Consider the following 7,768-nt stretch of genomic DNA (forward strand, 5'->3'; position numbering starts at 1 on the left):
AGCAAGAGGCTTTCAAGCTAGGCTAGAACAATGCTTATTAGTGGATACTATAAACCAAATCAACTAGCACCAAGCGTATTTAGTATAGCGAAACTAGCTTGATTTGGTTAAAACGGTCATAATCAGCCTAAAATTAGTCATCAACTCGCACTTGCAGATAATGTGCTAAGCCCCGCCCCCCCATCAAGGAGCAAGGTACTTGTTCCTCATTAGTCAACGTCACCAACTGAGTATGCCGATTAACAGCTCGAACTTGTTGGCAATTGACTACAATCGACTTATGACACCGATAAAAATTGTCGTGCATTTCTACAGCCTGCTTCACGGTACTGTAAATTTCAAAGTGAGCATTTGCCAAATGAACGATTAATTTATGTGGTGCCGGTGCCGTCTCAAAATATAAAATGTCTGCGACCCGCACTGAACGCAATTGATCTGCTGTTTTAAATGTCAAAGATTGCTGTTGTTGGGGTCTAGACTTTTGCCAGCGAGTGCGTGCCAAATTGATTGCTTGGATAACTTGCGCTTTTAAAGATTCCGGATCGTCTTTTAAAATAAACGCCAGCGGTTCCAATTGATGTTGCAACGTTTCTAATGCGAGTTCAGCGTGAGTTGTCACAAAGATCAGTTTACAATCCACTGCCACAGATCGAATCCGTTGGGCCAACTCAATACCACTCATCTCATCGCCTAAATCAATATCTAAAAAGTATAGCCGTTGCTGGTCATTATTAAGTCGTGTCAATAATGGTCCAGGGGTAGCCTCAGCTTGAACAACTTGCATGTCCAAATTTTCAATCATGATATAATTCTCAATTAGCTGCGTCAAACTCACCAATTGTTTGGCATCATCTTCACATATATAAACTTCAATCATGCCTGACCATCCAATCTAATCGTTAGTTGCTGACTAAAACACTGCTCAGTAATCGTTGTCGCCAGCTCAACTTGCGGGTAAATTGCGAGCATACTTTTTAAGTTTGTCAGCCCTAATCCTCGATCCGAACCTTTAGTTGAAAAGCCAGACCGTTCTAGCTGCCATAACGCGGGAACCTTAGCTGCCAAAGAATTCTTGACCAGAATTGTTTGCGTTGCCGGAACCGCTATTATAACAACATGTACCCAACCTTCAGATTGGTTCACGGTAGCTTCAACAGCATTATCTAAAATAATTCCAAGCATGACGGCCAAATCAACTGACGGTACAGCCGTTAATTGTGCCACTTGCTGCGATTCAAATCGCACAGTAACACCGCTTTGCTGGGCACTATTTAATTTATTAAACAGAATACTTTTAATGGCCTTGTCCGGAACTTTTGTCAAATCCTCTAATTCATACTTAGACGCTTTTAATTGCGCAGTCTTAGCAACTAGGTTTGTTTGATAATAATGTTTTAGTCCCGCTAGATCATCAGTTGCCAAATATTCAGACAACGATAACATCACATTTTGATAATCATGTCGAAATCGACGCAACTCATCATAGTGCTGTTCCATGGCACGTGTGTAACGCTGATTACTAGTCAAAGTTTGTTGCTGTAACGCTATCAAGGCCTGCTTTTTAAGCAACCGTTGATGTTCCCGCTGCCCAACCAACAAAATCACACACAAAATTAGGACTAGTCCTAAGCCAACCAACGTCATTGTCGGTGTCGGCTGATTGCCACTAATAAACTTTAAATAGGCAATAATCAATAAAAATGCCAGACTGACTAAACCAGCCATCATGGTATTAATTTGTCCCGTTGGTAAAATGGACTGCCGGGTGGACCAATGCAATAATCCTCCAATAACTAAGCTAAACAAGAAAAATGTCAACGGAATTGCATCAGCAATAGCAATCAACGGCGCTATTAATTGGGTCAATTGCGTCACAATGGTTACTATCAAGAGACTCTCGATGCTAACTACGACTGCGGCTCGCCAATCACGTGCCCGGGTATAGATTGAATAACCTAATAACAACAACACTAGTACCATCATCCAATCGCCAATGACTGGTGTTCCCCATTGGGTAATGATCCATATCAACACACCTAAGCCATAATCCACTCCTTTTAATTGATATTGTGGTAACCGAATCCGAGTGATCCAAAATTCAAAACAAACACCAAATAAAGTAAATAACATGGTCGTCCCCCCGATACTACATTAAGCATACCGGAAAAGAGCTTAAAATTGGGAACTTTATCGTAAAAAAACAACTAACCACGAGTGACTGCCATTTAAACTTACTCCGATGTCAAGTCAACCAAGTGACCTGCTGATAATTTCAGTTGCTTATCCGCTAAGCGCATCAGGTCGTCACTAATATGACTTGCTAAGATAATCAATTTCCCCTGATCACGTAATTGTCGCAATGTTTGAATACACTTATCGACACTATCTGAATCTAATCCGTTGGTCGGTTCATCCAACAAAATAAGTTGTTGATTTTCAAATATTGCTTGTGCAATATTCAGTTTCTGCCGCATACCTAACGAATAGGCTTTTAATTTAGGTTGATAAATTTGTTCCTGCAGCCCAACCGCAGTTAAAGCCGATAGAATGTCTTTATCAGTAGCGCAACGTTTAATCTTACTTAACTGTTTTAGATTTTCAAATGCTGAAAACTGTGGCAATAAGCTCATGTTTTCAATAATGACACCGGTATCCGGGGCAAAATCCATATCACGATGCAGTACTTTTCCATTAATGATAATTTCACCGCTAGTCAAATGAATTAATCCTGCCAAAGCACGTAATAGCATCGTCTTACCCGACCCATTAATACCCGTTAAACCATAGATATGACCACCTTCAAAGCGATAACTAAGATGATCTAAAATGACTTTTTTGTGAATTGTTTTTACAATATTATTTACTTGAATTTCCATAGCTATCCCAACCAATCTGTTCGTAACAACTGCCAGCTTAACCCGCCAGCCAAAACTAACGTCAGTAATATAAAAGTACTTCCAATAGCGCTACCACTAGCTTGTAGTGCCAACAGTCGTCCAGTACTTAGCCATTGTGGCCAGGCAAGCAGCTGCCAATAAATAACTTGCGGCTGCCCGTTATAAGCCCAGCTTCCCATCGATAACGCCACAACGGCATACACTAGCTGGACAAAAAAGGCTGTCCTAGTATCCGTGACGAAACTCAGCCACAATTGCATAACACCTATCAAATAAGCCACAATTACCATCCCTAAAAGGACTATCAACTGATTAAGCTTAATCGGAATTATCGTCTTAAAGTACAATCCATAGAGACTAATCATAACGCTAATGTAGCTCAACCCATAGAGACCGCTAACTTTCAAGATAAGTAAGTTCAACTTTAACCAAAGCTTAAAAATACTTTGGTACCGTAAGAGTCTAACCAGGTAATCCTGATTAAACACTAGTTGAAAGCGCATAAAAAACCAACTAATCAGCGCAACCCATGGCAACACTAAGCCAATTTGTTGACTAATCCGTTGCTCATAACCAATAACTTTCCATAAATTAGTGACTTCAACTGTCTGTCTCATCGTAAGCGCAGCAAAGATAATGAAACAACACAATACCAACCCAAACTGTCTTAATTTAATCATCGTACATCACATTTTTTCAATTGGTGACAATTCCAAATAACTAAACCGATAATCAACACTAGCGTCTGAATACCCCCGCGAAAAACAACTGCTAAGTCAATGCCAGCTTGACCGAGATGATCAAATGTCCCTAAGCTAGCTAATGGATGTAAATGGTGAGTTGCCAAACAGAACTTCAATGAAATAACCGTCAATACTGGTACCAATAACAGCCCAATAACAACTTGATGTGTGATCAAGGTTATCAAGTAAACTGCAGTCAACTGTATCAAATAAAACCCGATTGCTAACAAATAGCGACTGCTCAACGCTATCCAAATTGCCGGCTGTTGCCGAATCGTATGACTAGCAAGTTGATTAAACAAAATAACATCGACGCCATAAAAGATTGTTGTAAAGTACAAGGCTTGCTTAAACATGACTTTTAAATCTGTCATAAAATATTGAACTCGTGTTTGCCGCATTAATCTTGGCACCACCTGACTCGTAAAAACCGTCATATTCATTGAAATACAAATCACTGTATAAATAGTGGCATGCAACATCGCGTAATGATAACGGACACCACTCGCTTCAAGAGCAGTTACTGCTGCTAAAGTCGTCATTGGCCGTGTAACGCCTTGCGACAGGTGTAACCAAAACAATATCAATCCAATGATCAGCACGACTGACAGTGGCCACATACGTCTACGATATTGCATCAGTTCGAACCTTCCAATAATAGCCACCCCCAATAATTATAATTGCGATTAATCCAAAAGTTAGCATTGCAGGAATTTGATAGGCAAGTCCGTATTCCATAAATGGCTGCATCAAGAATGCCAAACTATTGCGCATCATGATTTGAAAGATCCAAACTAAAAATGCAATTGGATAAACCCAATAATAACTAGAAAAGATGATTGACAACATGTAACAAACCATGGCATAAATCCCAACAATTAAGATATAAACGCTAGTAATAATTAATAGTGTCGAATAAGGATGTGCCAGTTGATAATTTAACTGGCTACTATTAAATTTCACTGACTCCTCGTTACCCTGAAAACTAATCCCACCATGTAAGAAGATAAACGCTATCAAGAAATTTAATAACAATGAGATTACGGTTACCGCCATCGAGACGACGGCCACAAATGTTAATTTATCAATTAAATACCGAGCCTTGGTTTTACGTATCATTTGAGCCACCATGTAATTTTGGCGACTATCACTTACAGCGCGATCTGCTACCAGTCCTAAAAGGATAACGGGCAGTAACCAGACTAGAATCATTTGACCATAATGGCCAATACTACTACCAGCTAAAAAACTTCCCATTGCTGGATGTAAAATAAATTTAGGTTCATCCATGCCGGCTAAAAATTGATTATGAATCACCCAACCAATATCAAGCTGCGGTACAATTAAAATAACAGCAGCAAATAAAACAAACCGACGATCATGTAACATCCGTCTAAATTCAACTTGCATGGGATCGTACTCCTTTCTATTAAAAAAGTAGGCTATCTGGCCTACTTAATTGATCACATCCAAACATCATTTATTGAACAATTCCAGTTTCTTCATCCCAGTAACCTGAAATATTATATTCCTCAGTATTAAAGTTATTATTCTGGGCAGTCAGCATTACCGTCTGCTTCCCATTGAAATCTGAATTAACTCGACGATAAGATGGCCCATTGCCAGCCGTTTTAGTTACTGATGGACTTACGTTACCGCCTGCCTGCGAGTTCTACTTTAATCCGTGTATGCTAAAAGTATAATCAGCATTACGTTTGGTGTTAGTTGAAATTGCCGCCTGCCGGTTGGTTCCTAAAATGCCGGAACGCCAACGACACGGCTGAACATTTTAGGAACCAACCTCTCGGCTAAATGACCGAACTGAAAATAATCAATCGTTAGTGACTCAATACCCGTTAGTTAACGTCGGACGGGCCAGAATTGGCTCAGTGGTGTCGTTTATCTTAGTCGGTGATTTCCCGGCTTAGATAAAGCCCGGCTTGGAAGACCGCTCTTTGGCTTCCAAACGCGGCCACCACGTTCCAGCCGATGCTGGGCCAACCAGAGTGGCAATTTATACCAACTAGTGCCAAGCGTAATCAGCATTATCATTGGCAGCACTCACTGGCAACGAACTTAATAACGCTGCACTGATTAAACCAGCCGCAACAACTACTTGCACTAACTTCTTCATTAATGTCACTCCTCAACTTTATTAACGCTAATAAAAATTAACGCCTAATTAAAGTCTATCAGAGTAAAAACTCATGACGAGTTTTTATCCATAAGCACTCACATCTGAGCTTTAAGTACCAGTTGATTTTTTAGTATTCCCAAAATCAGCTGTTTTACTGGCAAAATCAAATTCTGGTCACTAGCTTCAAAGATTTATAACATTCTAGCTAACTCGCGGGCGGCTTTAATTGAACAAATAATAGACTCACCATTGTTCAGCTCAATCTCGCGGTCACGTTTATTAACGATACTGATTTTTTTACAATTAACGACATACGACTTGTGACATCGATACAAGTCTGCATGTAAACTCTCAGCATCCTTAATCGTGCCATAATATTCAAAAGTTCCATTCTCCAGATGTACCACTAACTTATGTTGAACTGGTGAACTTTCAATATACAAAATATCACTAACTTGAACTTGGCGAGCTTGACTATCCATTTTGAACTGAACATAATCCGCACTAGCAATCTTAGACTGTTCAAACCGAACTAATGCCAATGCCAAAACTTGCGCGACTCGTTGATGAAAAGCATCAGGCTCATCTTTAATAATATAATCCAAGACCTCCAACTGATATTTAAATACTAAAAACATCATTTCGGTGTGAGTCGTAATAAAGACGAGCTTACAATTCGAATCTATCTGACGAATACGCTGAGCTAGCTCCAGACCATTGATATCTGACCCTAACGCAATATCTAAAAAGTATAGTCGCTTATGCTGATTATCGACATTTTCCAATAGTTCATATGGATTTGAAGTTGCTAGCTTTAACTGCATCGGTGCCGCTTCAATCATGATGTAGTCATTAATATACTGTTTCAAAGTTGCCAACTGTTTTTCATCGTCTTCACATACGTACACATCAATCATTCGGATTCACCCAATCTAATCGTAATCTTCTGTAAAAAGAACTGCGGTTCAAGCTGTGTCTCTAGCGTCAAACAAGCATCTTGATCAATAATGGCACTTAGTTGACTTAATCCTAGTCCTCGCTGAGTCCCTTTAGTTGAAAACCCCTGCTGCTTCAAGCGCCATATTGGTGGCAAACTCACATCCACAGCTAACGAATTTTGAACTAGAATTATTAAATTAGCCGATTGTTTGAAAATTCCTACCAAGATTTGACCATGTGTTTGGGTAGTCGTCGCTTCAATCGCATTATCCAAAATAAGACCTAAAGCGATCACTAATTGAAACGTATCCGTTCCTAAATCTTTAATCAGTGTCCGGCAATCAAAACTGACTTTAATATTTAATGATTGTGCATAATTCAATTTATTAAAGAGAATGCTTTTTAGTTCTTTATTTTGAATATAAGTCATGTTTTCTAGCACATACTTTTCTCGCGTAAGCTTAGCCGAAATCGGTTTTAAATTTTCTTGATAATATCTAGTTAGCCCTGCCATATCGCCAGTCTGCATGTATTCATCCATTGATAAAATGACATTTTGATAATCATGGCGAAAACGCCGCATTTCATTGTAGTGCTTCTCAATTTCAACAACATACCGCTCACTACTTATCAATAAATCATGTTCATAACGCAATTTAGACTCGTTACGAATTCGTTTAGCGTGCTCAACTTGAACCAGCACATTTGCCAAGCCAAAAAGGACAAAAAACAACAAGTCAAATACAATGTAATACAAATCAGTTGTATTCGATTCAACAAAGACAATATAACCGTAAATAATTAATAATGTTCCTAAAACTAATCCTAGTTCAGAATACGTTATCTGGTCATATTTAATTTGCCAACTACTTCGATCATAAATCAGATATAGCACAGCATTTACACTCAATTGAATCAAAATAAATGCGACCAAGTAGTCGGTTGGTCGTACTAAAAGTCGGACAATAATTTGGGTAACTAAAGGTTGAAAGTACAAAAACAGACCACACACCTTGATACAAAAGGTCTGTGGGGTCGGATATTAGTATTTT

At 39.1% G+C, this 7,768-nt stretch carries 8 protein-coding genes and 1 pseudogene; all 9 read right to left on the bottom strand.

Going from position 1 to position 7,768, the window contains the following annotated elements; genetic code table 11:
* Positions 1-133: 133 nt before the first annotated feature.
* Positions 134-877 carry a LytR/AlgR family response regulator transcription factor gene (locus FFM80_RS14210; RefSeq protein WP_137641403.1) on the bottom strand — a complete coding sequence of 248 codons (744 nt, stop codon included), beginning with the start codon at positions 875-877 and terminating at the stop codon, positions 134-136.
* Positions 874-2,130, bottom strand: a complete 1,257-nt coding sequence (locus FFM80_RS14215) for a GHKL domain-containing protein (protein ID WP_137641404.1) — start codon at positions 2,128-2,130, stop codon at positions 874-876. The genes FFM80_RS14210 and FFM80_RS14215 overlap by 4 nt, the downstream gene beginning before the upstream one ends.
* 101 nt (positions 2,131-2,231) lie before the next feature.
* Positions 2,232-2,876: an ABC transporter ATP-binding protein gene (locus FFM80_RS14220; protein WP_137641405.1), complete on the bottom strand. Its 645-nt coding sequence runs from the start codon at positions 2,874-2,876 to the stop codon at positions 2,232-2,234.
* A 2-nt stretch (positions 2,877-2,878) separates the two neighbouring features.
* Positions 2,879-3,514, bottom strand: a complete 636-nt coding sequence (locus tag FFM80_RS14225; RefSeq protein ID WP_137641406.1) for a hypothetical protein — start codon at positions 3,512-3,514, stop codon at positions 2,879-2,881.
* Between the two features lie 59 nt (positions 3,515-3,573).
* Complete coding sequence (locus tag FFM80_RS14230) at positions 3,574-4,278, bottom strand: hypothetical protein (protein WP_137641407.1); 705 nt, start codon at positions 4,276-4,278, stop codon at positions 3,574-3,576.
* A complete protein-coding gene (locus FFM80_RS14235; protein WP_137641408.1) occupies positions 4,265-5,050 on the bottom strand; it encodes a hypothetical protein in 786 nt (261 codons plus the stop codon). Before FFM80_RS14235 ends, FFM80_RS14230 begins: the two co-directional genes overlap by 14 nt.
* Before the next feature lie 70 nt (positions 5,051-5,120).
* Positions 5,121-5,285, bottom strand: a pseudogene (locus FFM80_RS14830) (DUF2712 domain-containing protein); the annotation flags it as partial.
* Between the two features lie 683 nt (positions 5,286-5,968).
* Positions 5,969-6,694, bottom strand: coding sequence for a LytR/AlgR family response regulator transcription factor (locus FFM80_RS14245; RefSeq protein ID WP_137641409.1), 726 nt, complete (start codon positions 6,692-6,694; stop codon positions 5,969-5,971).
* A complete protein-coding gene (locus FFM80_RS14250) occupies positions 6,691-7,635 on the bottom strand; it encodes a GHKL domain-containing protein (RefSeq protein WP_137641410.1) in 945 nt (314 codons plus the stop codon). Before FFM80_RS14250 ends, FFM80_RS14245 begins: the two co-directional genes overlap by 4 nt.
* Between the last annotated feature and the right edge of the window lie 133 nt (positions 7,636-7,768).

This window comes from Lactiplantibacillus dongliensis (assembly GCF_005405105.1).
Lineage (GTDB): Bacteria > Bacillota > Bacilli > Lactobacillales > Lactobacillaceae > Lactiplantibacillus > Lactiplantibacillus dongliensis.